The following is a 24,894-nucleotide window of genomic DNA, read 5'->3' on the forward strand; positions in this document are numbered from 1 at the left end:
TGCTCTCGTTTTCATATCTGCCACCATTCATTTGGAAAATGATGAAAAGCACCATAGTCAAACAGGCGTCATCAAATGAATGGATAACGCCCCCCGTGGGAAAATACTTTTAATTAATTCTGCAGGACATAATAATCCTGCACATGAAACGAACTGAAACCGCATGATTCATATAGCTTAAGAGCATGAGCATTTTTAGCCTCAACCTCAAGGAAGATCGGATACCCTGCTTCATTTTCCTTCGCAATCACTTTCTGCAAAGCATTTCTGCCGATTCCTCTTCCCTGATAATCAGGCAGTACTGCAAAGCCGTAGATCCAGGCTTCCCCGCCCGTATGAGAAACACGCATTTTCCCGACTGCTTGGGTTTCAAATTCAATGATGATAAAATCCTGATCGTCTTCCCTTTTTATGGAATGATTGTAATCGGATGCATCTTGTTCCAAATAGCCAAAGCAGCTTACATCCAGCTGAATCTCAAGTTCACGATCAGCAGGTTCAGATTTTCTTAGAGTAACTCGGCGGTCCTCAACCGGATACTCGTTTTCAGTCCATTTCATTTGATATTCAGAGAAACCATATTTACACGAGATGGTTTTTAGAAAATCTTTTGCAGCAGGAGACTTTGCAGGAGCATTTAAAAGAACTTCCCTGAACTGTCTCTCTGTGCAAGCTGACAAAACCTGCTTCATTAGCTGAGAGAAAATTCCTTTTCTTCTATACTCTGGTTTGACCATACCGCACAGTTCTGCTTTTTTTCCAAAACTGTATATGCCCAAAAATGCCGCAAGCTTTCCTTCTTCATAATGAAGAAAATCATTTTTTTCATTTTCAGAACGATTTTTAAGCATATCCCAGTTCAATTTTAATTGTATTTGATCAAACGCTTCGCATTCATGCTGAAGCACCTCAATCTCGTTTAGCTGTTTTTCAGTTAACATCTTGTTCCTCCAGAACCTTTAAAGTTTGAACCATCAAAGTATTATTCTTTAAGACAAATCGAAAATCCTTTTAAAAAAAGGAAAACGGGGTATAGAAACGAATTAACCCTGTAAAGGAGTGATTTTTCATGGAACAAACTATTATGCAGCACATGGAGATTGTTAGAGGCATTACAGAAAACACAATCCGCAGAATACCTGAGGAAAGAGCGGACATTATTCCTGCAGGTTACAACAATAACATCCGCTGGAACTTTGGCCATATTGCCTACATACAGGAAAAGCTTGTTTTCGAACTCTCTGGTGCGGAATCAGGGGTACCCGGGAATTATAAGGAGCTTTTCAGCGCCGGCACTAAACCTTCTGATTGGAAGAGCACACCGCCCTCATTTGCCGAGATTTCAGAAGTTCTGAATCATCAAAAGGATAGATTAAAAGAATACATTCCCGGCCACTTTCATCAAAAGCTGAAAGAACCATTTACCAACCGGGCAGGCATTACATTTCATACTGTAGGAGAGACCTTTTTATTCAGTTTTTATCATGAGGCCATGCATATTGAAACAATTAAGCGGATCTACCGTGCTGTAAAATCATGATAATTTAAAAGGAAGGATGCAATTTTTTTACATTGCATCCTTCCTTTTTCGCACTATGAACTTCACATCGTTTCGTCTGCCCATTTTTTGCCCCACACTTGCATTGCATGGAGGACTTTTTGGAAGTCCGCTCCCTTTTCGGAAAGGGAATATTCCACCGTAACAGGGACGGTAGCAAAGACTTCCCTCGTAAGCATTCCGTTGTGTTCAAGGCTTCTCAATGTATCTGTAAGAGCCTTTGAACTTACGTTTGGAAGTGACCTTTGCAGTTCAGAGAATCGTCTCTTCTTATGCACCCACAGCTGAGTCAAAACTAAAAATGACCATTTCCCTCCAATTATGCTTATGGTATTTTCAATAATCGGGATGCATGAACCTTCTGCTGCCGATCTGATCTCTTCATTCTCCATGGATTTGACCGCCTTAAGTAAAAGTAAGCAGGTAACTTACAGGTAACCTGCTTTATTCTATTTGGTTATCTAATATAAAAGTGCCTTCTTCTTATTTTATTTTAGCAGGAGTATAATAGCAATTATCGTTCACATCATAGAAAAAAGGCGGGATATTATGAAAATTTTAAATGACTACTTTTATTTGTTCGATCAAGCAGGACAAGACACTAAAGCGATGGACGAGCTGCTGAGCTTATTTTCACCGAAAGTTGAAATCGTCTTAAACGGAGCAAAACAAATTGGCTTTGAAAACTTCATTAAGGCTTTCTATTCAAACAACGCGGAAGTCAAACACATGTTTGAAAAATGGATGCTCAATGATCAGAGCGGATATTACGAAACGAACTGGGCTGTCTGCGGAAAAACGATTCAAGGGAAAGTCTATGCCTTATCCGGCATTGATCGTGCCAAACTGAATGAAGAAGGGAAAATTGTCTACCTGGAAAATATCCCATCAGATAAAACCATTTTTAACAAGTACTCTTAATCAAGCTGGCAATTGCCGGCTTTTTTCAATTATAATTTCAAAAAAAGACTTTTCCAGTCAAAACAAAAAACCTCAATCCAGTGTTCTCCACTTTATCAAGGTTTGCAGCCATTTATTTGAACCAGCCCTTTTCCTTCGATTGGGAAATGGCCTCTATTCGGTTTTTCACTTCGAGCTTTTCAAAGATGGTTGAGATATAGTTCCGGACGGTTCCAGCTTTTATGCTTAGTTCCTCGGCTATTTCTTTTGTGTTCATGCCGTCTGCAACCAGCTCCAGCACTTCTTTTTCCCGTTCCGTTAAGGGATTTTCTTCACTATAGACATCATCCATGAGTTCTGGTGCATAGATTCGTCTTCCTTCCATTACGCTGCGGATGGAGCTTGCAAGCTCCTCGCTCGGGCTGTCTTTTAACAAGTAGGCACTTACGCCGGCTTTTACCGCACGCTGAAAGTATCCAGAACGTGAGAACGTTGTTAAGATAATCACTTTACAGCCTTCTGCCTTTAGCTGCTCAGCCGCTTCGAGTCCATTCATTCCAGGCATTTCAATGTCAGTGATGCATACATCCGGTTTGAATTTTTTCACAAGGGCAACAGCTTCTTCCCCGTTATTAGCCTTCCCTACAACTTCCATATCATCTTCCAAATTCAGCAGTGATCCTAATGCGCCCAATAGCATTTGCTGATCCTCTGCAATCACGATTCGGATCATATGAGATCCTCCTTATCTTTTTGTTTTACATCATTCGGTACTTTTATAATGAGCGTGGTTCCTTTTTCTGACCTGATCTCGAGACTTCCATTTACAAATTCCAGGCGTTCTTTCATGCCGTTCAGCCCGTTTCCTTTTGTAAAATCACCCTCAGTAATGCTGCCGATTCCATCGTCACGAACCGTCATCACGATTCCGTCCCAAGTCTGTTCAACCCGGAAATAACAGGTTTTTGCCTTGCTGTGCCTCACAACATTGTTTACCGCTTCTTTTAAACACATGCTCAATATATTTTCAGTAAGCAAGGAAACATTAGAAAGTGCCGCATCCTGCTCAAGGACAAACTCGATTTCTGCTGCTTTTAAAATCTGTCTGACACGGACCATTTCTTCTTTAAGCCTGATGCCCCGCATTTGTGAGACCATTTTTCTCACTTCGTTTAAGGCTGTCCTGGCAGTAGCTTGAACATCTTTTAATTCTTCACGTGCTTTTTCAGGATCTTTATAAATTAATTTTCTGGCCAAATCACTTTTCAGACCAATCAGCGATAATTTTTGACCTAGCGTATCATGCAGATCACGGGCAATTCTCTGACGCTCTTCAAGCTTTACAAACTCCGAGATTTTCTTATTGGCATCTTCAAGCTTTTCTTCAAGCTGTCCCCTCTCCTTCTTATTATAGATATTAAAGGGAAGAAGAATGACACTGATGCACGTGATTATAATAAACGGGAGCTGCTCTAAAAAAGATGCTTCCTGAAAAATGATACTGAAATTAATGGCAGCCGTGGTCACGACTAAATGGATGACATAAAGGGTAAGAAAAGCGATCCGGTCCCTCACATTTCCAATCAGGTATGCAATATAAAACGCAAAGTAGATATAAGTGTATAAATACATCGATGTAAAGGAAATACCGATTAACAGACACGTCCATAGATAGACCGGCCATCCCTTTGAAATAAAAGCAAACCTGAAAATAATGAAAAATAAAATCGTTAAAGATATGCCAATAATGATTTCAGCCGTTGAGGAGGATTGAAGAATAAAATAAAATGGCAGAATGCTGAGTACGGCCCATATATAAGGAGAAATTCCGTTATTAAAATATCGTTTAAACATGATGGAAACTCCTTTTTACTAACTATTTTATCATAATAAAACACATGCAGCCTATTAAGACTGCATGTATTTTCCAATTATTCTTATACTTGATGGCTGCTTCTCATTTTTGAGAGAGCTCTTATTTCTTTATACCCCACAAACTTTTTGCTTCTTTCATCCCATAGACGGAATTTCAACGACTGCAAGCTAGTTGCAAGTGTAATCGTTGGAATGTTTTGAAGAGGCGCTGTGTTATTGTGTGCTTCTTCCAGAAGGTAGTTCGGCACCCTTGGGCTCAAGTGATGAACATGATGATAGCCGATATTGCCTGTAAGCCATTGAAGCGGCTTTGGAAGTTTATAGAATGAACTTCCTTCTACAGCTGCTTTTACATAATCCCAGTTTTCATCTTCTTCAAAATAAGAATCCTCAAATGTATGCTGTACATAGAAAAGCCATACACCCATAGATCCTGAGATTAAGAAAATTGGGCCCTGTACTAAAAGAAACGCTTCCCATCCAATTGTGAGACACAGAGCAGCCGCTGCTGCAGCAATTAATGCATTCGTAAGGTAAGTGTTCATTTTCTCGCCTTTTTTTGCACCTTTTTTATTAAAACGGTTCTTGAAAAGAAAAACGTAGGTTGGTCCAATTCCGAACATCACAAGCGGATTGCGGTATAAACGGTACGCAATTCTGCGCCACATCGGCTCTGCCAAATATTCATCCACTGTCAGAACCCAAATATCGCCTGTTCCGCGTTTATCTAAATTACTGCTTGTTGCATGATGGATTGAATGATCATGCTGCCATTGGCTGTAAGGAAACAGGGTTAAAACACCTGTAATTGTACCAAGGATTTTATTTGCTTTTCGGTTCTTAAAGAACGAGTGATGACAGCAGTCATGAAAAATAATGAAAATTCTTGTTAAAAATCCGGCAGCAAGGACAGCGAATCCAAGCGTCAGGAAGTATGAAATCGACAGACTCTGATACGCAAGCGCCCAAAGGATAAAGAAGGGCCCTAATGTATTGATTATCTGCATAATGCTTGCTTTCGTATTTGCTTTTTCATATGGAGCTACTTGTTTTCGTAAGTTTCTTTGCAATTCTTTGCTCATAGTTTTTGATTCCCTTCGTAATAAGGTAATTCAAATTATAGACGCAATCCAATCCTCTGTGCAGACATAGGTGTCATGTTAGATACATGATAAATGTCATATAGGGAATGGAGATGATTTCCACATTCATTTTCTGCAGGTTGAAAATATTCTATACATTTTTTTTTAGATTAAAAAATCGTTTCTATTTTTAAGAAGGAAATGAGGTATTTATGGAGAATTGAATTTAATGAACAGTACGTATGTTCTTGTAAATTAAAATCGGATGGGAGCTAATCACATGTATTTAACTGTACAGAGCTTTATCAGCGACTACAAAAATGAAGCAGCCGTCACACAAAAATTGCTGAATGCATTAACAGATGCTTCATTAATGCAAGAAATTGCACCCGGGCATCGTACTCTTGGTGAACTGGCATGGCATTTAGTGCCAGCTGGAGGAATGCTTGAACCAATGGGTGTTAAGATTCAGGCACCTGCAAACAATGAAGTCCCTGCTGCTGAAGAAATTGCGGACCAATACCGCGTCACGGTTCAATCGCTGCTGGATGGCATAAGTGATTGGGATGATGAGAAAATGCAGGAAACGAAAGAAGTGTTTGGTTTTCAGTGGAAAAACGGAATGACATTATCTCTTTTCGTTAAACATGAAATCCACCATCGCGGACAGCTGACTGTCTTAATGCGTCAGGCAGGACTTCCAGTAACCGGCGCTTATGGACCTTCAAAAGAAGAATGGTCTGATATGGGAGCTCCGACGTCTTAATTAAAATAGTGCAAGCACCTTAGTCAGCTCTTTTAAGGCAGAGAAGGATCCGCAATTATAGGCGCTAATTGCCAATACTTGCGGATCCGTGCTGACCGAGATGTTCAGGTGCTGAAACTGAACAGAAATACTAGATATGATCTCCTCTGCCCAGGTTTCATTAATGAGCTGCTGCATGATGCTGTTTCGTTTTTTTCAGCCCTTGTTTTCGATTTAAATTGTTTTTGATATATGGTATGACAAAGCGGTCAGCCCCGTAAAACCAGGTTACCGCACCGGCTGCCATCAAAATCATAGCTGCGGTATAGAGTATTGGATTCGTGCTTGTTGTCCCTGCCAGCATGAAGTTCAGATTCATAAATGCACCTGCTAAAAGAGCCGGCAATGTTGCAAGTCCAACGATTAATGCGATTCCGACAAGTGCTTCACCCCATGGAACCAGAACATTAATCAGCTCAGCATTTGGTAATGCTGCATGTTTCAGAAAAGCCGCATACCAGCCTTGGACGGCAGGATGATCTCCGCCCGCTTTCACAATTGCTCCCTGCAGATACCCTGTTGCATCAAAACCGCCTGTAATTTTTCCAATGCCTGCTTCAAACCATTGTATTCCAAGCCATATTCGCAGAACCGTCCAAACAACTGCCATCTTTGTTCCTCTAAACCATGCCATCTTAAACATCTCCTCTTTGTGAATATTTTCACATAATTAATTAAAAAAAGGAAAATAATTTAACAAGCCAGCTTGTGTCAAGAAAGTTTGTGAATATTTTCACTAACTTTCTATACCCTTACTATACTCCGATTTATTAAGGAAAACAATCGCTTTCACAAAATGTTCATGGAATTTTTTTCTATGCAGTTTGGCATAAAAAACAGCCTTACTGGCATCGCCAATAAGACTGCATCATGTATTCAAATTTTTAAGATAATCCGGTTTCCGGATGGATCTGCCGTAATAAAGTCAGCGTTTACTTTCGTAACCACTGCACCTAAGTCTTTTACTTGCTGAATAGCTTTATTTCTAGCTTCTTCATCAGCATAGACGAGTGTAAACCATTTTAACCCGACGCTGTTTTCGGACGGAGCTTGAGCACCTTCTCCTGCCCAAGTATTTAAACCGATATGGTGATGATAGCCGCCTGTTGACATGAAGAGAGCCTGTCTGCCATAACGGGTGACAACTTCAAATCCCAAACCTTTGCCATAAAACTCTTCTGTATCCTTCAAATGTGAAACGTGCAGATGGATATGTCCCATTACAGTCTTTTCAGGAAGAACAGTCCAAGGTTCACCTTTCCCCTCAGCTAAGACACTTTGTGCGTCAAGCGGTTCAGTCGCCATTGACACCTGACCCTCTTGCCATGTCCACTCAGATGCTGGCCGGTCTGCATAAATTTCAATGCCGTTGCCATCAGGATCATTTAAATAAAGAGCTTCACTTACATAATGATCGGATGCACCAATCGGATAGCTGATCTGAACCAAATGCTGCAGCACTCTTCCTAAGTCTGAGCGCTTTGGAAGCAGCAAAGCAAAATGATAAAGCCCCGTTGTATGAGGCTGTTTAGGTGAAACATTATCCGGCTGCTCAAGTGACAGAAGAACCGTCTTGCCGTCAGCTGTCAAATTGGCATGCCTTTCAGTTTGATTAAGAATCTTAAAACCGATCACATCCTGATAAAACACTAATGCCCTGTTTAAATCCTGAACTTTCATGCTGACTTGGCCAACATAGGTATGCGGGTGCTGATGAAACTCCATAAATGAATCCCCCTTTATGATCCCTTTTTCAAACTTACTTTATGTAAGTAATTATATTTTCGTAACTAATTTAAGTCAAGCAATATTTTACATTGACCGATAAATATATCACTTAATTTTATAGACTTCCCAAATTCTATCCATCATACTTAATAGAAAAACTGAATGTTTATTAACTGAGGTGTTCTTATGAAGCATCTAAAAAATCTTTTTCACTTTGGATTCCAGCAAACCATGTCATGCCTTTTTCCAGTGGTTATCTTTCTAACGCTCGCATTTACAAAATACATAGAAATTCCATTCATTGCCCGCTACGATCTCATTTTGCTGATTTGTCTTGCAGTTCAGATTCTAATGATTCTTTTCAAGTACGAAACAGCAGATGAAGTGAAAGTCATTTTTGTCTTTCATCTTATTGGACTTGCTCTTGAACTTTATAAGGTGCAGATGGGTTCGTGGGCTTACCCTGAAGAAGCTGTGAGCAAAGTATTCGGGGTACCATTGTACAGCGGATTTATGTATGCAAGTGTGGCAAGCTATATGTGCCAGGCATGGAGAAGAATGGATTTGCAGATCAGCAGCTGGCCGGCATCTTGGATTGTCGTGATTCTCGGAGCTGCTATCTACTTTAACTTTTATACGCATCATTACATCTATGATGTGCGATGGATTTTGAAACTTCTAATCTTGCTTGTTTTTCTAAAAACGTTTGTCTCTTTCACTGTAAACAAAACAACCTATTTCATGCCTCTTACTTTATCTTTTTTTCTAATCGGATTCTTCATTTGGATTGCAGAAAATATTGCGACATTCTTTGGGGCATGGGCGTATCCAAACCAGCAGCAGCAATGGGAAATTGTCCACATCGGCAAAATCAGCTCATGGCTGCTCCTTGTCATTGTCAGTTTTATGATTGTGGCTCAGTTGAAGCATGTTAAAGAGATCAGAAATCATGTTGAAACTGTAACTGCTGATCAATGAGCCATATTTAAATACAAATCCCCTTTAAATTAATAAAGGGGATTTATTTTATCTATCTTAATCATGATTTAAATAAATAGGAATGAAAGACAAACCATTTTCTTTTCTTGCTACTTTAGCTTCTTCTGCATTTAAAGCCTGAATTTCACTAAGAATACCAGATGTTTCTGATATGGAAACTTCTATAACCTTTGAATTTTCATGATTTTTCACTTTTCCTATTACAGTTCTATCAATTGAAAATTCTTTTGGATATTTTTCAAGATATAAATCCATTTCTTTTTTTTCATCATTCGTCAGTGGTTCTGCTGTAAATCCATTTTCAACTAACAATGTGTCTATTTTTGTTTTTTCATTCTCTTCCGCTTGTTTTTCTATAGTTCCACTTTTATTTAATGGGATTTTCATATCATTACCAACTTCAAGAATGCAGTTTTGGCGATCCTTAACCGGACCAAAAATCATTATATATTCGTCGTTAGCTCCGTCTACTTCACCCTTACTAAAAATCGGCTCCACTTTTTCGCCTGCTGATTTCAAAAATACACCAGATTTTTTATTGTCAACGGTATAACCGTATTTTTCATCTATTTTCCTTGCATTAAGGAATTTTTGTTCTAATTTACTTATTACCCTGTATTGCATTCCACTTTCATCTGTTTGGAGTTTCGTGTCAGATCCAGTAACAACCACTCTTGTTTCCAGCGCAGAAAACTCAACCTTTTTAATCTTGTATGTTTCTCTTTCAAAAGAGAAATTTTTGTTTATTTCTACTGTTTTTCTTTTTGATATGGCAGATTTATCGAGTGTGAAACTAAGTGGCCAAATCGTATGAACTGTACTAGCCTCGTTGTCATCATATATGGTCAAGTTTTCAATTTCTAATCGAATGTTCTGTCCTTCATATTCTTTGATTGATTCAAAAGATTCGGCCTCAGCCACTTTATTTTCCTTACTATCGTAATACCTGCTTCCCCAACCCACATTATTTAATTTTTTTCGTTCATTTCCCACAATCAGGCTAATCGAAGTATCGCCTTCAAAAATATCTAGATAATAGTTCTTTAAATTTGTTTTTTCACTTTGATAGGTCAGTAACAGTTTTGTCTCCTTATCATCCATCATCACCATTTCAAAATGCACTGTAATATCATGTTTCTTATCATAAAATGTTTGATCAAGAGCTTGACCAAATCCCAGGTTAATTGCAGTCCTAACACCTGTGTCATCAATATGTTTACTCGAAAATATGTTATCATAAACCTCCTGAATTACTGCTAATGCGGGTGTAAAAATTAATGTAGAGACAATAAACAAGCACACTACTATAGCTAATGAAAATCTTTTATAAAGAGTACTTCTTTTGTTAAAGGTGCTGACTTTTGCCTTTTTAGTATGTGTTGATAATATAGAGTATTTATTTCTCTCATTAGATTCCAACTTTTCAATATCAACTAAAATTCGGTTTTTTATTTCTAGTTTTTTTGTTTTATTCCACATTAAATCAGAATTTAGCTTCTTTAAGGGATTATCAAACTCAGTATCTTCGTATTGCTTCTTCATTTAAAAATCCCTCCTTTAATAATTGTTTTTTTAGAACTGGCATCGCCCTAAAAAGCGTTGATTTAACCTTACTTTCAGACCAGCTCAAAATCATTGCGGTATCCTCTATAGAAAAACCCTTGATCTTTCTTAAAACGATCACTTTTCTATATGTATCTTTAATTTCACCTAACGCTTTATAAAGTTCATATGAGTTCTCTTTTATTTTTATAATTTCTTCAGGCAATTGATTATTGTTTTTTTGTGAAATAAATAATTCTTTAAAAAACATGCTATGCTTACGCTTTCTTAAAAAATCAACCGTTAGATTGTGAGCAATACTAAATAACCATGTTTTTTCACTAGAATGATGTTTAAAAGAATCATAATACAAATATGCTTTAACAAACGTATCGTGGGTCAAATCTTCTGCTTGTTGGTAATCTTTAACCAACAATAAAATAAAGGTTAAAACTGATTTACTATGTTGGTCATACCAATCAGCAATTTCTTCTTTTCTGTACTCCGACAAATTTACCCCCCCATTTCTTGATGTTCAATACTTAGACGTACTAACAAATCAAAAGTTGTGTTTTTAAATTTTTTTATTGAAAAAAATCCTAAATATAGATTTTTCTCCCTCTCTTTTAGAGGTCGATAGTATAAATTAATTATCACATTATTCCGTAAATACTTAATCAATAATATCGGCCTTAGTTGAACAAGATCCTCAATTACTATATGATTACACTAAACAAATCTAGCTAACATAATGAAACCTCTAGGCAGTTACCAAACCAAAAACCCCTTGATAAACAAGGGGTTTTTCCATGAGAATTTATCGGGTATGCACGTTTTTATACAAGCCTGTCAGATCAACGTTTTGAGCTGAGGAAGAAGCTGGCCGGCTGCATAAAAAACAAGGGTTTTAAGCAGAAGTTCTTTTTTTTGATAAAGAGTGTCTTTTAGTGGTGAACTATTAATATCCTGATCCATCATGGCTTCCATTGGAATTGATGCCGTTTTGATTGATAACTTCCCCTAGTTTTTCATCTTGGATCTTTTCATCAGGTGGAGTGCTTCCAGATTTTTTTTCAAGATAAATAGCAATACCACCTAGAATAACGACAGGAGTCAATAAATATAACCAAATCATACTATCACTCTCCAAATAATATTATGGTTATTTGTTTAAAAAGGTTTCTAATGCTGCGGCCAGTTAACACACCCATTATGCTGTTAATTAGTGTGTTATACGAAGTGTTATTTTTTATGTGTTTTTATGTTTTGCACCCCTGAACCGAACTCGCTAAATCAAACCCCAAGCCTTCTACCATTCCATCGGTACTTCTCCATATTTTTCCCAAAGCTTTGGAAATCTATTTTGCAGTTCTTTCTCGTCATCCTCTTCCCAGTCCAATTCAATTTCAGGCTGTGCCTCAAATCCTTCAAGTTTGTCAAACAGTTCGTAATAATCCTCATCATCCCGGCCTGTTTTTTCTTCAAAAGCCATGCAGGCTGCTGATAAAAGCTCTTCTAGCTGAGGGAATTCCCCCTCTTCTTCCCTCTTCTCAAGCAGTGGTATCAGCACTTCAGGATTAGATATGGCTGCTTCGTATGTCTCTTTTCCTTGAAAAATAAGCCATGCTCTAAAATAATCAAAACAATCATCCGAGCACCCTCCCATAATAATATAGGCGGCAGCCCATAAATTTGAAGAGTATGATTCGTTCATAAACTTCTGAAGGATGTAATCGAAACGCACAAGATCCTTATTAGGCATTTTTAATAACGCATAGGTCAGCACCTCAATTTGTTCCTCACTGTCGGCTTCCTTCCTCTTGGCTGTTTGCAATAGATTCCAGAATGCATGCTCAGTCATAGAGCTTTCTTTCATAATACCTTCTTTTTTTTCAGCTGGGAGATAGCCTTTTTTCATTTTTGCTTTAATCAGCTTTTCTGCTTCCTTCCTGCATTCTTCCTCGGATTCGAATCCTTTTGTCTTGACCGCTCCGCTTGTCCCTATTTTTCCGTATGTAATCGTAAAAGTGGTATGATCCGTCTGTATTTTCCAAAATTTATTCGATGATCCATCTTTGTAAACCAAAAGTGTTTCCATCTCTTTCACCCTCCCTTTCTATCTATTTTACTTTGAATGAAATCCCTTTTATAGGTAAAAAATAGAAAAAAGCAAAACAAAAAGCATCACCGATTAAAGTCATGCCATCCATTTTCCTGCTATTCTGATATTTCTCTTTATACCAGGCTGTAATCCCGCATCTCCATGTATCTCTCGAGTTTTCGCTTTACCCGCTGGAGTGCATTGTCTATTGATTTAACGTGCTTATTCAGCTCTTCAGAGATTTCAACGTAGGATTGTCCGTCCATGTAAAGGGCCAATACTTTTCTTTCCAGATCGCTCAGCATTTCAGCCATTTTCATTTCAATGTCCAGCGCTTTTTCCTGGTTGATGATCAAAGTGGCCGGATCCATTGTTTTTGTTCCGGGAATCACATCGAGCAGCGTGTGGTTATCATCTTCAAAAAGAGGCTTGTACAAAGAGACATAGGAATTAAGAGGGGTGTGCTTTTGACGGGTAGCTGTTTTAATGGCCGTAATAATCTGTCTGGTAATGCATAATTCTGCAAACGCCTTGAATGAAGCCTGCTTGTCCACTTTGAAGTCACGAATGGCTTTATAAAGTCCAATCATCCCTTCTTGCACGATATCTTCCCGTTCTCCGCCAATAAGAAAATATCTGCTTGCTTTGGCCCGGACAAAATTGCGATATTTGCTGATTAAAAAGTCGGTCGATTCTGAATCTCCATTTTGAACGAGTTCAAGCAAAACCTCATCTGTCAAATCAGCATAACTTGTTATCTTCCTCACTTCTAATGTAACACTCATACAGATCCCTCCGCAGATTTCATGATGATGATGGTCCCTCTCCAAAAACTAGCAACTAGGAAGTATGTTTATATTACCTCAGATAGAACCTGAAAGATATTCAAAAATATCGACTCTTGTTTACAGCGGAAGCCATAAAATAAGAAAACATTGCAAGAATAGATATGAAATTTGTCGAATGTTGAAGATTTTTCGTTTTTTTTGTCGGTATTTTGTTTAAAAAACAGGTTTTAAATGCAGGAAATTTGAATATGGGAGAAGAAAGGATTTTTCCTTCTTTATCAAGAAGAAATAGAAGAACGTATTTTAAAGAGGTGATACTGTGCTCGGATATTCGCTGCTTCTTCTTGGCCCCGCCATCATGATTGCTTTTGGACTGCATGCTATGAAAAGTGTCCCCCTGACTTTTAGTCTGTTTTACGGCTGGCTTCTGCTGTTCTCAGCTTCAAGCATCCGACAGAGCCTTCAATTTCTTAGAAACAATGCACTCTTAAATAAAGGGGTCTTAACAGGTTTCGGTACTGGAATCCTCTTTTTATTCCTGATCTTCGGTACCGTTTCAGCTTTCTCTGACTCTTTTTTTGATGCAGAAAAGCTTCAGCAGCAGTTAATAGATTGGAACTTTACTGGCGGGCATCTCATCTGGCTTATTCTGATCCTGCTGATCGTCAATCCTTTATTGGAAGAATATTATTGGCGGGAATTTATGTACACTAAGCTGATGCAAAAACTGAGTGTTTTAAAAACCATCCTGATTACATCCTTTTTCTACAGCCTTTATCACCTGCTGTCACTGATCTTCCTGTTTAACTGGCCAATCAATCTTCTTGCAGTCATCCCTGTCTTCCTGGCGGGAATGATTTGGGGGTATTTTCGTCATCGATTCCGCTCACTGGTCCCAGCCATTCTGTGTCACATGCTTTCAGATTTAGGAATTATACTTGTTTACTTGAAATTTTTTCACGTCTAATGCTTCACCTGTACTTCCTTTCTGACTTTTGCAGGCTCATCGGGTTTTCGATGAGGGAAAAAGAACCAGTAGAGATGCTTTCCTGCCGCGTTTATCCCGTGATAAACAAGTCCTCCCAGAAGAACAAAAAGAATCAAAACAGCAAGCGCAATGAAATCATCCCCAGCTCCCCCATCGAAGTTGTTTTTCTCCATAAGCATGCCTAAAAAATACATGCAAAATAAAAGGATTACTATGTAAATAGCCAAATCACCATATACACCGTCCAGAATGGAATCATAAATCATAAAACCAGAAAATATGATGCCTGCAAGGAGGATGAATAGAAAGATCAGCTGTGCCAAACCGAGAAAAAAACGGCTTACTTTTTTCAACGATAAAACTCCTTATCTCTTAAAATTGACTGCTGTTCAGCTGAAATAGGTCTTGCAGACAAGTAGACCCCCGCTATGACAGATATTCCCCCTGCAAGCTGATACCACATTAATGTTTCACCAATAAATAAAACAGCAAAGATAACGGCAAAGACTGGAATCAAGTTCAGAAAAATTCCCGCTTTATTTGCACCAACTTTAACAACAGCCGTGTTCCAGGAAATAAATGCAACAATCGATGCAAATACCCCTGTATAAAAAATGGTAAAAATCGCAGATCCTGACCAAACAACAGGGATCTTTAAAATGAAAGTCTCGTAAAAAGCCAGCGGAGACAGAACGAGAATCCCGACAGCCATACAAACGAAAAATGTGCTGTAGCCGGGCAAAATTCCTGTATACCGCTTTATTAAAATCGAATAAATGCTCCAGCAGACAACAGCTGCAAGTACAATAAAATCACCAGAATTAAACGAGAAATTGACAAGAACAGCAAGCGATCCTTTTGAAAGAATAAAAAGTAGTCCTGCAAGTGAAAGAACGGTTCCGATCATCTGATTTCTGTTCAAGCTCTCTCTAAGAATGAAAAACGAGAGAATATAAATCATGATTGGAGTTGACGTATTCACTAACGAAGCATTAATGGATGTTGTATAATGCAGCGCAAGATAAAGAAGGCTGTTAAAGCCCGCAATACCTGTAATAGACATTAGAATCAGGATGTGCCAGTTCTTTTTTAGCAGGGCATGCTCTTTTTTCAGGTGTGGCCACGCAAATGGCAGAAAGATGATGAAAGCTGTACACCACCTGAGCACTGAGAGGGTAAATGGCGGCATGCTGTCCGTTGCCGCACGGCCGATGACAAAATTTCCTCCCCATAAAATCGTCGCAAGAACTAAAAGAAAATAAGGGTTTCGTTTATTCAAAGCCATTCAGTCCTTATCTGGATTTAACTTAAGCTATTAGACTTCTCTGATAAGGTCTGACTTTCCTTCTTTTAATTGAAAGAATTATTTGGGTCTAATGAAAGCAGCTGCCGCATTATAGGCTGATTATGAAGTTTCAGAAAACAATAGATTATTTTTGCCTCTTATTTTCTCTTCATCTTCTCTTCAATCAAGTCTAAAACTCTCTCATAATAAGCATCTTCATGAGGTACGAATCCCGTTTTATCTACTTCCGTTTGTATTGTTCTTCTAGTGTCATCCTGGTCCACTTCGAAACCTTCCACAAGAAGACTGCTTCTTCTGCTTGAAATAAGCTCTCTAAATGAATGTAAATCTGCCCGAACCATTCCGGATACTTCTTCTTTTTGCAAGGTGAATGCCTCAAATGACAGATTGAATGGATAGAAATACACATGGGCAATTTCATTATCATTCAAGTCTGTTTGGGATACACAATACTTCATCACATCCAGCAGAACCAGCTCTGAGAAGGAAACATGAATGCCGATTTCTTCTTCAACTTCGCGTGTCCCATCCTCAATCGTTTCATGGGCCAGGATGTGGCCTGCAGCCGTAATATCAAATAGATTTGGATAATCTTTTTTCTCTTTGCTCCGCAGCTGAAAATAGAGATACACCCTGTCGTTTTCTATTCCTGCAAACCAGCAGTGAAACGTTTCATGCCAGTGACCTATCTTATGTACTTCTGCACGGGATGCTGTTCCAATTGGATTTTGATTTTCATCAAAAATACGCAGTACTTCTTGTTCCATTTTAATGACCTCTCAGTTCTGCTCTTTCAAATCTTTATAAATTGTCAGCGTCTCTATGAGAAATTCTCTATCGTAACCCGTCTTCTGATAAATACGATCAACCCATTTTTCTATGCTCTCTGCATCCGGATCCTCGAACAATCCATTTTGGGTGCTTAAGAAGCTTTTCCAATTATAAAATTCCCAATGGGCTGTTTCTTCTCCATGTTGAACTCTTTTTTCTAAAAGCGGCTCCCGCTTGATTGAATTTTGTGAGTGTTCGGCAGCAGCCAGAAACTGTGTTCGTTCAATAGGAGCAGTCTGATAGATTTGTTCGGACGACTTTCCATTCGGACGATAGTATGTAATTTTCACATCCTCCCCGCTGGGTTCCACTCTTATTTCTGCACCAGGGAAAAAATTCTTTAGTTTTTCCGAAGTGAAATCCTCTGCTTGAGTGTCTATCAATATCGGATTCAGCCACTGATCCCCTAAATCGCACAAATATCTTCTGCCGCTTTCATCCAGCGCGATGACAGCTCCGTGATCTTCTCCAATCGGGTATGCATCGATTCCCCTATTTGCAAACTCATCCAGCAGCCAGATGGATAAATCAAAACAGTTGCCTGTTATGCCATACTGTTCCTTATGTTCCTCCATTAAAAAAACATCTCTCTGCTTTTTTGAACCAGATCTCCTGTAATACCATGCCTTAGTGAGGGTTTCCATCGGAAATTTATCGAATTTTCTCCAGACTGACAAGATTTCTTCTGTTGCTTTCATTTTGCATCACCTTCCTTTTCACTATAAATAGACCAGGTTTCCCTGGTCTGTTGCACCAGCTTTTTCAGTTTACAAACTTCTCCTTTTCCTTCCAGAACTCCTTCCGAAGATGAACTTTTTGAATTTTGCCTGAAGCCGTTTTAGGCAGCTCATCTGTAAAGATCACTTTCGTCGGTGCTTTAAAATGAGCAAGCTTGCTCCGCGCAAAGGCGATCAGTTCTTCTTCGCTTGTCAGCAGTCCGTCTTTTATAACAACTATAGCCTGAGGTGTTTCTCCCCATTTTTCATGCGGGACTGAAATAACAGCTACCTCCTGCACGGCAGGATGTTCGTACAGTACGCCTTCCACTTCAATTGAAGAGATGTTTTCTCCTCCGCTGATGATAATATCTTTTTTCCGATCAGCAATTTCAATGTTTCCGTCCTCATCCACAACCGCCATGTCCCCTGTATAGTACCAGCCGCCGCGAATGACTTCATCTGTTCCTTCCTGGTTGTTCCAATAGCCTTCCATTACGCCGTTTCCGCGTACCGCAATTTCTCCGATTTCCTGACTGTTGGGCTTAACTTCCTCTCCAAACTCATTAAAAACTCTTACATCGCTCCCAATGAACGGATAGCCTGCTTTTGCTTTTAAGCGATATTTTTCCTCAGGCTGAAGATGCTGCTGTGTATCACGGATGATGGATGTTGTTATGAGCGGAGATGCTTCTGTCATGCCATAGACCTGGATGAACTCCCACTTCAATTCCTCTTCCACCCGCTTTACAAATGCAGGAGGCGGGGCAGAGCCAGCAATTACAATTCGAATATCCTGCGGCTGCTTTGAATAGCCGTTCACTTCCGCGTATTGCAGAAGACTGTTTAAAACCGTTGGAGCCATGTGCATGACAGTCACGCCATAGTCATTGATCTTTCTAAAAATATCACCCGGCTGCACTTTTCGAAGACAGACCTGTGTTGCTCCATTTGCGGTGTAATAAAATGGCGAACCCCATCCATTCACATGAAACATCGGCAGCACGTGAAGAAGAATATCACGGTCTGAAACCCGAAGATGATGCATGGATGAAAGCGCGTGCAAATAGTTGCTCCGATGGGTCAGCATAACCCCTTTAGGCTTGCCGGTCGTCCCGCTCGTATAAAGAAGAGTGGCCAAATCATCCTCCTCCATTTCAGGTCGTCCGATTCCATCTTTTTCATATTTGCTCAGCCACTGCTCATAAGCGATCGGACCATTTCCGCTGATTTCAAGACCGTGAACAATAATGCTTTTAACCGTTTTCAGCTGATCTTTTACAGGTTCAATCTGTGAATAAAGTTCATGATCAACAAACAATACTTTCGTTTCACTGTGGTTTAAAATGTACACATAATCTTCCGGAATCAGCCTCGTATTCAGCGGAACGATAACCGCTCCAAGCTGAAGGACGCCGTAAAATCCCTCGTACATTTCAGATGAGTTTGGTGCTAGATAAGCAACGCGGTCCCCTTTTTCAATCCCTAAATCCATCAGCCCCCGCGAAAGCTGATTGACTCTTTCATTTACTTCTGCGTATGTAAATTCTTTTAACTCATCAATCACAGCTGTTTTATCCCTGTATAGCTTCACAGCCCGATCCAAAAACTGAGGCAGCAGCAAAGGCACCTTCATTTCTCCATCCCCTTTTTCGTCTAAATATTCAATTATTTTCAAAATCATTATAGCATATCTGAGAGAAGGTGTTATATAACAAGTGTGATGTATATGAAAAGAAACCGGCGCAGACGTGCACCGGCTTCTTTCTATTCATTATCAACTTTAGTTTTAAGTCTTAAGTCCAGCCGTCTTCTAAAGGCAAACACAGCTGAACCGAGGAGAAGCAAGGCGGAAACGGCAAAAACAATCTGCACACTTGTCTGCTCTGTCAAATAGCCAAACAGCAGGGATGCGACGCCGAATGTTAAAGAAAGCATGGCACCCTGTGCTGCATAAACCTTTGGAAGCTGATCAGCTGATGCATTACTTTGCAGCAGGGTCTGCATGGCTATGGACTTCAGCTGTTCCTTCACTCCGAAGGCAAAGGCGAGGAAAAGAGCAAGCATTGGTATGGTCGTGAACCCAAACAGAATAGTACAAAGGCTTAACCCAAATCCTGCAGCCATAATGATGCTGCTGAGTTTTCCACGTATAAAAGCAGATGCTTTCAAACCAATGAATCCCCCGAGGATCAAGCCAAGAAAAAAGCTGGCATTGATATAGCCCCACCATTCCTCTTCCATCTGCAGCTGTTCTTTTACATAGATATAGATAATCGCTGCTATCCAGACGACAAAGGCAATGGATTCAATAAAAGCAATGATGCTCAGTGTTTTTAAGGTTGGATTTTTCCAAATGAAGACCCAGCCTTCTTTTAGAGAGTACCATTTCGTTTTTGGAGCCCGACTATGATTTGCAGCAGAATGCTGTTCTCTAATTTGCATCATCAACACCGATGAAATGACAAACAATCCGAATGTTACCCAGATCACATTACTTCCCCCGATTGAAGCAGCCAGTATTCCCCCTATTGCCCAGCCGCCAAGCTGAACAGACTGATCCAAAACCGAAACAAGGCTGTTGGCTTTAACAAGTTCCTCTGATGGAACCAATCTAGGCAGCATTGCACTTACAGCGGGAGCTGCCCAGCCATCCAGAAAAGAGATGACAAATACGAAGATGAAAATCAGATATACAGGCCCTGATTGACCAGTGAACTCATTAAACAGCGCCAGCATGAAGAGGATTCCCGTCTTCCCCGACTGCGAAATAACCAGCAGTGTTTTAAGCGGATATTTATCAATCAGGATAGGGGCTAAAAATCCGCTGATAAAATGGCCGATTGTGACAGTAAAAGGAACAGCCGCTATTAAGACGGCAGAACCTGTATATAAGTAAAGCAGTGTAATCAAACCAATTATATAAAAGACATCTCCGCCACCAGCTATTGATTGACCGAGCCAAAGAAAGCGAAACGATTTATTTTTCATGTAAACTACCCCTCTTTCTTTATATATAGGGCAGGTTCTTACATTGGACTTCCCCTCCACAATAAATTTCAGGCTATACCGCAGAGAATGTTAAGTAATTTGTACGCTATCCGATAATTAGAAAGGATGCCTTTTTTCCATTCTCTTACTCTTATCCTACTTTACCAGCAAAGATTTTTGAATATTTTTTTAAAATCCGCTTTCAAGAGGTTATTTCATTGTAGATTTTGGGTACATCTACTATGTTGTACACCAATTAAATAGAGGAGCCACATCATGTTTATCAGAATTCTTAAATCATACGACTATTCGTTAATAGCAGCCATTTTCTTATTAAGCACATTCGGCCTTCTAATGGTCTACAGTTCAAGCATGATCACATCCATTCTAAGGTATGATGTGACGAGCAGCTATTTTTTCAAAAAGCAGAGTATTTCCCTGCTAATAGGTTTCATTATGTTTGCCGCACTTTCTTTTTTTCCATATAAAATCTTTCTTCAGAAAAAAATGATCAAGCTCTTATTTTACATATCGATTGGCTCTTTATTGTTTGTCATGATTTTTGGGCACACAGCCGGAAATGCTCAAAGCTGGGTAAAATTAGGCGGAGCAGCGATTCAGCCCGCAGAGTTTGCGAAGATGTGGGTCATTATTTATTTATCAGCACTGCTTGCAAAAAAACAGAGATATATGGATGATTTCTACAATGCCATTCTGCCGCCAGTTATATTTGTTGTCGTGATTTTCATTTTAATTTTGCTGCAGCCCGACTTTGGAACTGCACTCATTATTTTATTGAATGCAGCGATCATCATTCTTTGTTCAGGAATTACGCTTAAAAGCTTTATCAAATTATCAGCCTTTACAGTGATGGCCGTTTCAATCGGGCTTATGCTTTTATTTATCACAAATAAATTAGCGGACGTCTTCTCATCCGAGAGAATTTCAAGATTTACAGGTTTTTTAGATCCCTTTGAAAATATCGCCGATTCAGGCTATCAGCTTGTCAGCTCTTATTATGCAATTAACAGCGGCGGCATGCTCGGGCTTGGCCTTGGAAACAGCATTCAAAAATATGGTTACTTGCCGGAAAGTCATACGGATTTTATTATGGCGGTCATCAGTGAAGAGCTTGGCTTGTTCGGAGTGCTCTTTGTCATCGGACTGATTGCGTTTATCGTGTTAAAAGGCTTTGCCATCAGCAAAGCTTGTCCGGATCCATTCGGCTCACTCCTTGCCATTGGCATTTCATCCATGATTGGAATTCAGGCCCTCGTCAATCTTGGTGCGGTAGCCGGTCTGCTTCCAATTACGGGTGTTACCCTTCCATTTGTAAGCTACGGAGGGTCATCACTGATTCTGCTCTGTATATCTGCGGGAATGCTTGTGAATATTTCGATGATGAATACCTTTAAGCAGACCTACAGCAAGCCACAGGCTGCATAAAAAATACCCAATCCATTCAGATTGGGTATTTTTTCTCTATTAATGTGTACTGTTCGTTTGCCTTTTTCGAATAAACCAGATAATAAACACAACTGCTGCTGCTCCAAGTACTGCATATATTACCGATGAATACACACCGACATACTCATTGATTTTCGGCCATGCTTCACCGAGAGATGCCCCAAGCATAACAAGTGCAATGTTCCAGATCAGGGTTCCAAAGGTGGTAAATAGAACAAATTTCAGGAAATTCATATTGGACATGCCTGCCGGAATCGAGATGAGGCTGCGGAGCAGAGGCACCATACGGCAGAAAAAGACGGTCCAAATGCCGTATTTATCAAACCATGCATCTGCACGGTGTACATCTTTCTTTTTAACTCTCAGGATATGGCCCCACTTATCAATGATTTTTTCGAGCCGTTCAACATCCAGCTGAAGGCCAATCCAGAATAAAACGATCGCGCCGACAACAGATCCTGCAGTAGCGGCGAGTATGACCCCAATCACATTCATGTCTGAATTGGTCGTCATGAAACCTCCGAATGGCAGCACAACTTCTGAAGGAATAGGAGGGAATATGTTTTCTAAGGCAATCATCAGAAAAATGCCAAAGTACCCGTATTGTTCCATAAAATCCGTAATCCAGTTCTCCAAATACATCGCTCCTTCACTGCGTCCTTTTCTTTTCTAAAAATCATTTCCCTATGCGGGAACTTTTAAAACGCATGCACCCTAAGAAAAGCGGAAACGCAAAATTTTATGTTTATTTATCCTCTTTAAAAAAACACGGCACCTCCTATAAGAGATACCGCTTCACGTTATCCTAAATTTTTTTGTTCAAATCCAATAAATTTCAAGGCAAGGTGCAGACTTGAAAATGATTTGGTCTCTTTAAAATCAAAACCAAGGCTAATCATGGTCTGTGCAATTTCAGGACGGATTCCGCTCAATTTTGTTTCTACACCCAAAAGCTGCAGAGCATCAAGCACTTTGAAAATTTGGTTTGCTACCATCGTGTCAATAACAGGTACACCTGATAAATCAATGATTAAATACTCATATGCACATTCAGCACTTTTTGTTAAAGCAACGTCCATTAATATTTGTGCACGCTGTGTATCAAGGTCTCCGATTAAAGGAAGAACCCCAATTTTTTCTGAAACATTCACAATTGGCACAGAAAGCTCATCAACAGCATTTTTGGCAGATTGAATGTTAGTCGAGTATTTTTTCATATAAAAAACACTGATTAAATGAATAGCGTGATCTACCACATCGTCAAACGATGAAAGAAGCTCATAAAACTCATCCAGGGATAAGCTGTCAGCCTTTGCATGGTCTTTAATGATGTCACCAATCACATCACGGTAAAACTTGATTTCCTCAATGGCCAGGTCAAGCGGAAATTGAATCGCCAACAGCAAATCTGCCGTTTCTCTTCCCCAGTTGTTCAGAAGAACAATCGATTCCTGCTTCTTGAGCAAAATGGCTTCGGCATAAACGTTCACCAATTTTTCTCTCCAATTAGAAAGCTCCTGGCTGTTTGACTGAATCAGGTTCGGGTATTTTATGCTCTTTTCTACTTTTATAGTTTGGATCAATTCTTGTTTTTGATCTATAATTACTTCATTAATTTTTTTGAGGGTTGTGTGTAAATTATTTTTAGTCTGCATGGTTCTCCTTTCCAAAACGATGTTCTATCTATAAGGATAGTACTATACATTTAGAATCTCAAACCCTTTTTGTGGCAGTTGGCAAAAAAAATTTTCCATTTGGTGCTAAAAACTTGGGATTTTCTTTTTTTTTCTGCTGTATTTTGGATCATTTATTCAATCAACAGAAATATAAATTTTTTCTTCATTTTTTACGGAAAGCTTGATTCCAGTACATCCGTCACCTCAAAATCAGGTCTTCTCTCCGTGGATCCACTCTTCAATCTTCTTATAATAATGCTCACTTAAATCCTCATGCAGGAGCAATTCCTTTTTCCCGGTTTCATTCAAGGAATACGTCCCCCTTTTCACCCTTTCAAACCAGCCGTAGTAATTCTTGTTAAGAATCGAGAGCGTTTTATCGCCTGTCCCCATGGTACGGAGAATTTTAGGACTGAGCGGCCCATTCCTTTCGAGACAGCAGGCAATATGAATGCATCTTTCCTTGTAAGCTGTCATGATTTTCGTTTTGTTCACGCCGCCAATATTATGATCCCCGCTTCGCCCGGCCATTTCAGCCAATATTCTTTCTCTTTTTTTCTTGCTCTGCTTCATGCTTTTGACTCGATCAAATGAAGAAGGTTCAAGCTTGATTTCAGCTTGAGCTCTTCCTTGACGAAAAGACACGATAATCAAACCAAGTTCCAGCCGATTCACCAAGTAGCAAAGATCTTTCCATTTTTTAGAGCGCAGGCTGTATGATGGCTTGGGGATGGCAATATACACACGTTCTGTATAACGCTGTCTTTTTGCCGCCTGAATCAGCAGTTCAACGTTCAGCCTGAGCTTCAGTTCAACGATAATCAGCTCTTCTCCCTTGACCGCAGCCAGATCACAGTCATTTACTTCACCGTACACTTCAAAGCCTTGTTTTAGAAAATATCTTTGTATGGGCAAATATAAATCCTTTTCTAAAATCTTGTCCTGTTTCATTTCCTATACCCCGTGTTTTCAATTATTCCTACCCTTATCATAAACGATTTCAGAAAAAAACAGGTGGATGATAGCGGACAAGAAAATAATTCGAAACTATCACCTGCCTGATAAGTAATGAGAAAAGTCACATGAAAACTCACGTTTAATTCCGACTGCTTCAAAACCTTTACGTTCCACCACATTGTAATTCATCGGATCTGCTCCTTTCAAACTCACCTGAATGGCCAGGCGGCTGTAGAATTTCAGTTTACACGTGCTTTTCCTCGCTTCACTCGGCGATATCCCGTGCTGCCTTCTGAAAGCCTTTGTAAACGATTCGGGAGTGTCATAGCCATACTTATAGGCAAGATCAATCACTTTTCTGCGGCTGTTTGCGAGCTCCTGGGCGGCTAAAGTTAAACGTCTGCGCCGAAGATATTCTCCAACTGAAATGTCTGTTAAGATCGAAAATGTCCGCTGAAAATGATAGGCTGAAGCATTTGCCTCTTTTGCAATCTGTTCAGTCGAAATATCTTCATGCAAATGTTCTTCCATATAGTCGATCGCCTTCTGTATTGACTCTATCCATGACATATCACTCACTCCCA

General features: G+C 39.5%; 28 protein-coding genes and 1 pseudogene. 6 read left to right on the forward strand and 23 right to left on the reverse strand.

All coding sequences use genetic code 11. The features are described 5' to 3' along the window. Window positions 1-113: 113 nt before the first annotated feature. Entirely contained in the window at window positions 114-941 is an 828-nt protein-coding gene (locus tag E2R53_RS11065; protein ID WP_133311808.1) for a GNAT family N-acetyltransferase, read from the reverse strand. Between the two features lie 128 nt (window positions 942-1,069). Here E2R53_RS11065 and E2R53_RS11070 point away from each other — a divergent pair, with 128 nt between their 5' ends. Further along, window positions 1,070-1,540 carry a DinB family protein gene (locus tag E2R53_RS11070; RefSeq protein WP_133311809.1) on the forward strand — a complete coding sequence of 157 codons (471 nt, stop codon included), beginning with the start codon at window positions 1,070-1,072 and terminating at the stop codon, window positions 1,538-1,540. A gap of 62 nt (window positions 1,541-1,602) precedes the next feature. Here the strand turns inward: E2R53_RS11070 and E2R53_RS11075 are convergent, their stop codons facing one another. Continuing rightward, window positions 1,603-1,950, reverse strand: coding sequence for a winged helix-turn-helix transcriptional regulator (locus E2R53_RS11075; RefSeq protein ID WP_133311810.1), 348 nt, complete (start codon window positions 1,948-1,950; stop codon window positions 1,603-1,605). 157 nt (window positions 1,951-2,107) lie between these two features. Between E2R53_RS11075 and E2R53_RS11080 the strand changes: the two genes are divergently transcribed. Then, a complete protein-coding gene (locus tag E2R53_RS11080) occupies window positions 2,108-2,479 on the forward strand; it encodes a nuclear transport factor 2 family protein (RefSeq protein ID WP_133311811.1) in 372 nt (123 codons plus the stop codon). 112 nt (window positions 2,480-2,591) lie between these two features. On the opposite strand, the gene E2R53_RS11085 is transcribed toward E2R53_RS11080, so the two are convergent. The 3 genes from E2R53_RS11085 to E2R53_RS11095 form a co-directional block, all read right to left on the reverse strand. Then, on the reverse strand, window positions 2,592-3,191 hold the full coding sequence (locus E2R53_RS11085; RefSeq protein WP_133311812.1) for a response regulator transcription factor: 600 nt from the start codon (window positions 3,189-3,191) through the stop codon (window positions 2,592-2,594). After that, window positions 3,188-4,312: a sensor histidine kinase gene (locus tag E2R53_RS11090; protein ID WP_133311813.1), complete on the reverse strand. Its 1,125-nt coding sequence runs from the start codon at window positions 4,310-4,312 to the stop codon at window positions 3,188-3,190. Before E2R53_RS11090 ends, E2R53_RS11085 begins: the two co-directional genes overlap by 4 nt. A gap of 83 nt (window positions 4,313-4,395) precedes the next feature. Continuing rightward, window positions 4,396-5,415 carry a fatty acid desaturase gene (locus tag E2R53_RS11095; protein ID WP_133311814.1) on the reverse strand — a complete coding sequence of 340 codons (1,020 nt, stop codon included), beginning with the start codon at window positions 5,413-5,415 and terminating at the stop codon, window positions 4,396-4,398. A gap of 280 nt (window positions 5,416-5,695) precedes the next feature. Between E2R53_RS11095 and E2R53_RS11100 the strand changes: the two genes are divergently transcribed. After that, entirely contained in the window at window positions 5,696-6,181 is a 486-nt protein-coding gene (locus tag E2R53_RS11100) for a DinB family protein (protein WP_133311815.1), read from the forward strand. On the opposite strand, the gene E2R53_RS23245 is transcribed toward E2R53_RS11100, so the two are convergent. The 3 genes from E2R53_RS23245 to E2R53_RS11110 all read right to left on the reverse strand — a co-directional run bounded on the left by E2R53_RS23245 (window position 6,182) and on the right by E2R53_RS11110 (window position 7,945). Beyond that, complete coding sequence (locus tag E2R53_RS23245; RefSeq protein WP_165970957.1) at window positions 6,182-6,358, reverse strand: hypothetical protein; 177 nt, start codon at window positions 6,356-6,358, stop codon at window positions 6,182-6,184. Further along, complete coding sequence (locus E2R53_RS11105; protein WP_133311816.1) at window positions 6,342-6,854, reverse strand: DoxX family protein; 513 nt, start codon at window positions 6,852-6,854, stop codon at window positions 6,342-6,344. The genes E2R53_RS23245 and E2R53_RS11105 overlap by 17 nt, the downstream gene beginning before the upstream one ends. A 242-nt stretch (window positions 6,855-7,096) precedes the next feature. Beyond that, window positions 7,097-7,945, reverse strand: a complete 849-nt coding sequence (locus tag E2R53_RS11110) for a VOC family protein (protein WP_133311817.1) — start codon at window positions 7,943-7,945, stop codon at window positions 7,097-7,099. A gap of 189 nt (window positions 7,946-8,134) precedes the next feature. Between E2R53_RS11110 and E2R53_RS11115 the strand changes: the two genes are divergently transcribed. Then, the gene (locus E2R53_RS11115; RefSeq protein ID WP_133311818.1) at window positions 8,135-8,926 is read left to right on the forward strand and encodes a DUF817 domain-containing protein; all 792 of its coding nucleotides are present in this window, start codon (window positions 8,135-8,137) and stop codon (window positions 8,924-8,926) included. 57 nt (window positions 8,927-8,983) lie between these two features. On the opposite strand, the gene E2R53_RS11120 is transcribed toward E2R53_RS11115, so the two are convergent. The 5 genes from E2R53_RS11120 to sigH all read right to left on the reverse strand — a co-directional run bounded on the left by E2R53_RS11120 (window position 8,984) and on the right by sigH (window position 13,375). Continuing rightward, complete coding sequence (locus E2R53_RS11120; protein ID WP_133311819.1) at window positions 8,984-10,489, reverse strand: DUF4179 domain-containing protein; 1,506 nt, start codon at window positions 10,487-10,489, stop codon at window positions 8,984-8,986. Next, window positions 10,464-11,000 (reverse strand): RNA polymerase sigma factor, encoded by a 537-nt coding sequence (locus E2R53_RS11125; RefSeq protein ID WP_133311820.1) that lies wholly within the window; start codon window positions 10,998-11,000, stop codon window positions 10,464-10,466. The genes E2R53_RS11120 and E2R53_RS11125 overlap by 26 nt, the downstream gene beginning before the upstream one ends. A 447-nt stretch (window positions 11,001-11,447) precedes the next feature. Further along, window positions 11,448-11,624 (reverse strand): hypothetical protein, encoded by a 177-nt coding sequence (locus E2R53_RS23250; protein ID WP_165970958.1) that lies wholly within the window; start codon window positions 11,622-11,624, stop codon window positions 11,448-11,450. A 174-nt stretch (window positions 11,625-11,798) separates the two neighbouring features. Further along, entirely contained in the window at window positions 11,799-12,587 is a 789-nt protein-coding gene (locus tag E2R53_RS11130) for a DUF4240 domain-containing protein (RefSeq protein ID WP_133311821.1), read from the reverse strand. A 137-nt stretch (window positions 12,588-12,724) separates the two neighbouring features. Further along, window positions 12,725-13,375 carry an RNA polymerase sporulation sigma factor SigH gene (gene sigH / locus E2R53_RS11135; protein WP_133311822.1) on the reverse strand — a complete coding sequence of 217 codons (651 nt, stop codon included), beginning with the start codon at window positions 13,373-13,375 and terminating at the stop codon, window positions 12,725-12,727. Between the two features lie 322 nt (window positions 13,376-13,697). Here sigH and E2R53_RS11140 point away from each other — a divergent pair, with 322 nt between their 5' ends. After that, complete coding sequence (locus E2R53_RS11140) at window positions 13,698-14,345, forward strand: CPBP family intramembrane glutamic endopeptidase (RefSeq protein WP_133311823.1); 648 nt, start codon at window positions 13,698-13,700, stop codon at window positions 14,343-14,345. Here E2R53_RS11140 and E2R53_RS11145 read toward each other — a convergent pair. The 6 genes from E2R53_RS11145 to E2R53_RS11170 form a co-directional block, all read right to left on the reverse strand. Further along, window positions 14,342-14,719, reverse strand: coding sequence for a hypothetical protein (locus E2R53_RS11145; RefSeq protein WP_133311824.1), 378 nt, complete (start codon window positions 14,717-14,719; stop codon window positions 14,342-14,344). The two genes, E2R53_RS11140 and E2R53_RS11145, sit on opposite strands and share 4 nt — an antisense overlap. Beyond that, window positions 14,716-15,645, reverse strand: a complete 930-nt coding sequence (locus tag E2R53_RS11150; RefSeq protein ID WP_286166145.1) for a DMT family transporter — start codon at window positions 15,643-15,645, stop codon at window positions 14,716-14,718. Before E2R53_RS11150 ends, E2R53_RS11145 begins: the two co-directional genes overlap by 4 nt. A gap of 164 nt (window positions 15,646-15,809) precedes the next feature. Continuing rightward, entirely contained in the window at window positions 15,810-16,439 is a 630-nt protein-coding gene (locus E2R53_RS11155) for an NUDIX hydrolase (protein ID WP_133311826.1), read from the reverse strand. A gap of 12 nt (window positions 16,440-16,451) precedes the next feature. Beyond that, a complete protein-coding gene (locus E2R53_RS11160; RefSeq protein WP_133311827.1) occupies window positions 16,452-17,201 on the reverse strand; it encodes a hypothetical protein in 750 nt (249 codons plus the stop codon). Between the two features lie 64 nt (window positions 17,202-17,265). Then, window positions 17,266-18,855, reverse strand: coding sequence for a long-chain-fatty-acid--CoA ligase (locus tag E2R53_RS11165; protein ID WP_133311828.1), 1,590 nt, complete (start codon window positions 18,853-18,855; stop codon window positions 17,266-17,268). A gap of 131 nt (window positions 18,856-18,986) precedes the next feature. After that, complete coding sequence (locus E2R53_RS11170; protein WP_133311829.1) at window positions 18,987-20,210, reverse strand: MFS transporter; 1,224 nt, start codon at window positions 20,208-20,210, stop codon at window positions 18,987-18,989. Between the two features lie 276 nt (window positions 20,211-20,486). Here E2R53_RS11170 and E2R53_RS11175 point away from each other — a divergent pair, with 276 nt between their 5' ends. Then, window positions 20,487-21,656 carry an FtsW/RodA/SpoVE family cell cycle protein gene (locus tag E2R53_RS11175; RefSeq protein WP_133311830.1) on the forward strand — a complete coding sequence of 390 codons (1,170 nt, stop codon included), beginning with the start codon at window positions 20,487-20,489 and terminating at the stop codon, window positions 21,654-21,656. 39 nt (window positions 21,657-21,695) lie between these two features. Here the strand turns inward: E2R53_RS11175 and E2R53_RS11180 are convergent, their stop codons facing one another. The 4 genes and pseudogenes from E2R53_RS11180 to E2R53_RS11195 all read right to left on the reverse strand — a co-directional run. Further along, window positions 21,696-22,313 (reverse strand): DedA family protein, encoded by a 618-nt coding sequence (locus tag E2R53_RS11180; protein WP_133311831.1) that lies wholly within the window; start codon window positions 22,311-22,313, stop codon window positions 21,696-21,698. Between the two features lie 164 nt (window positions 22,314-22,477). Next, complete coding sequence (locus tag E2R53_RS11185; RefSeq protein ID WP_133311832.1) at window positions 22,478-23,332, reverse strand: STAS domain-containing protein; 855 nt, start codon at window positions 23,330-23,332, stop codon at window positions 22,478-22,480. Between the two features lie 231 nt (window positions 23,333-23,563). Beyond that, window positions 23,564-24,304 (reverse strand): DUF2161 domain-containing phosphodiesterase, encoded by a 741-nt coding sequence (locus E2R53_RS11190; RefSeq protein WP_133311833.1) that lies wholly within the window; start codon window positions 24,302-24,304, stop codon window positions 23,564-23,566. A gap of 129 nt (window positions 24,305-24,433) precedes the next feature. Further along, window positions 24,434-24,880 (reverse strand): annotated as a pseudogene (locus tag E2R53_RS11195) (helix-turn-helix domain-containing protein); the annotation flags it as partial. Window positions 24,881-24,894 lie beyond the last annotated feature (14 nt).

It is taken from the genome of Peribacillus frigoritolerans, from assembly GCF_004358755.1.
In the GTDB taxonomy this organism is placed as follows: Bacteria; Bacillota; Bacilli; order Bacillales; family Bacillaceae; genus Bacillus_P.

Coding starts and splice junctions, on each gene's coding strand:
- E2R53_RS11065 (WP_133311808.1), bottom strand. CDS start 941: ATGTTAACTGAAAAACAGCTAAACGAGATTGAGGTGCTTCAGCATGAA.
- E2R53_RS11070 (WP_133311809.1), top strand. CDS start 1,070: ATGGAACAAACTATTATGCAGCACATGGAGATTGTTAGAGGCATTACA.
- E2R53_RS11075 (WP_133311810.1), bottom strand. CDS start 1,950: ATGGAGAATGAAGAGATCAGATCGGCAGCAGAAGGTTCATGCATCCCG.
- E2R53_RS11080 (WP_133311811.1), top strand. CDS start 2,108: ATGAAAATTTTAAATGACTACTTTTATTTGTTCGATCAAGCAGGACAA.
- E2R53_RS11085 (WP_133311812.1), bottom strand. CDS start 3,191: ATGATCCGAATCGTGATTGCAGAGGATCAGCAAATGCTATTGGGCGCA.
- E2R53_RS11090 (WP_133311813.1), bottom strand. CDS start 4,312: ATGTTTAAACGATATTTTAATAACGGAATTTCTCCTTATATATGGGCC.
- E2R53_RS11095 (WP_133311814.1), bottom strand. CDS start 5,415: ATGAGCAAAGAATTGCAAAGAAACTTACGAAAACAAGTAGCTCCATAT.
- E2R53_RS11100 (WP_133311815.1), top strand. CDS start 5,696: ATGTATTTAACTGTACAGAGCTTTATCAGCGACTACAAAAATGAAGCA.
- E2R53_RS23245 (WP_165970957.1), bottom strand. CDS start 6,358: ATGCAGCAGCTCATTAATGAAACCTGGGCAGAGGAGATCATATCTAGT.
- E2R53_RS11105 (WP_133311816.1), bottom strand. CDS start 6,854: ATGGCATGGTTTAGAGGAACAAAGATGGCAGTTGTTTGGACGGTTCTG.
- E2R53_RS11110 (WP_133311817.1), bottom strand. CDS start 7,945: ATGGAGTTTCATCAGCACCCGCATACCTATGTTGGCCAAGTCAGCATG.
- E2R53_RS11115 (WP_133311818.1), top strand. CDS start 8,135: ATGAAGCATCTAAAAAATCTTTTTCACTTTGGATTCCAGCAAACCATG.
- E2R53_RS11120 (WP_133311819.1), bottom strand. CDS start 10,489: ATGAAGAAGCAATACGAAGATACTGAGTTTGATAATCCCTTAAAGAAG.
- E2R53_RS23250 (WP_165970958.1), bottom strand. CDS start 11,624: ATGATTTGGTTATATTTATTGACTCCTGTCGTTATTCTAGGTGGTATT.
- E2R53_RS11130 (WP_133311821.1), bottom strand. CDS start 12,587: ATGGAAACACTTTTGGTTTACAAAGATGGATCATCGAATAAATTTTGG.
- sigH (WP_133311822.1), bottom strand. CDS start 13,375: ATGAGTGTTACATTAGAAGTGAGGAAGATAACAAGTTATGCTGATTTG.
- E2R53_RS11155 (WP_133311826.1), bottom strand. CDS start 16,439: ATGGAACAAGAAGTACTGCGTATTTTTGATGAAAATCAAAATCCAATT.
- E2R53_RS11160 (WP_133311827.1), bottom strand. CDS start 17,201: ATGAAAGCAACAGAAGAAATCTTGTCAGTCTGGAGAAAATTCGATAAA.
- E2R53_RS11165 (WP_133311828.1), bottom strand. CDS start 18,855: ATGAAGGTGCCTTTGCTGCTGCCTCAGTTTTTGGATCGGGCTGTGAAG.
- E2R53_RS11170 (WP_133311829.1), bottom strand. CDS start 20,210: ATGAAAAATAAATCGTTTCGCTTTCTTTGGCTCGGTCAATCAATAGCT.
- E2R53_RS11175 (WP_133311830.1), top strand. CDS start 20,487: ATGTTTATCAGAATTCTTAAATCATACGACTATTCGTTAATAGCAGCC.
- E2R53_RS11185 (WP_133311832.1), bottom strand. CDS start 23,332: ATGCAGACTAAAAATAATTTACACACAACCCTCAAAAAAATTAATGAA.
- E2R53_RS11190 (WP_133311833.1), bottom strand. CDS start 24,304: ATGAAACAGGACAAGATTTTAGAAAAGGATTTATATTTGCCCATACAA.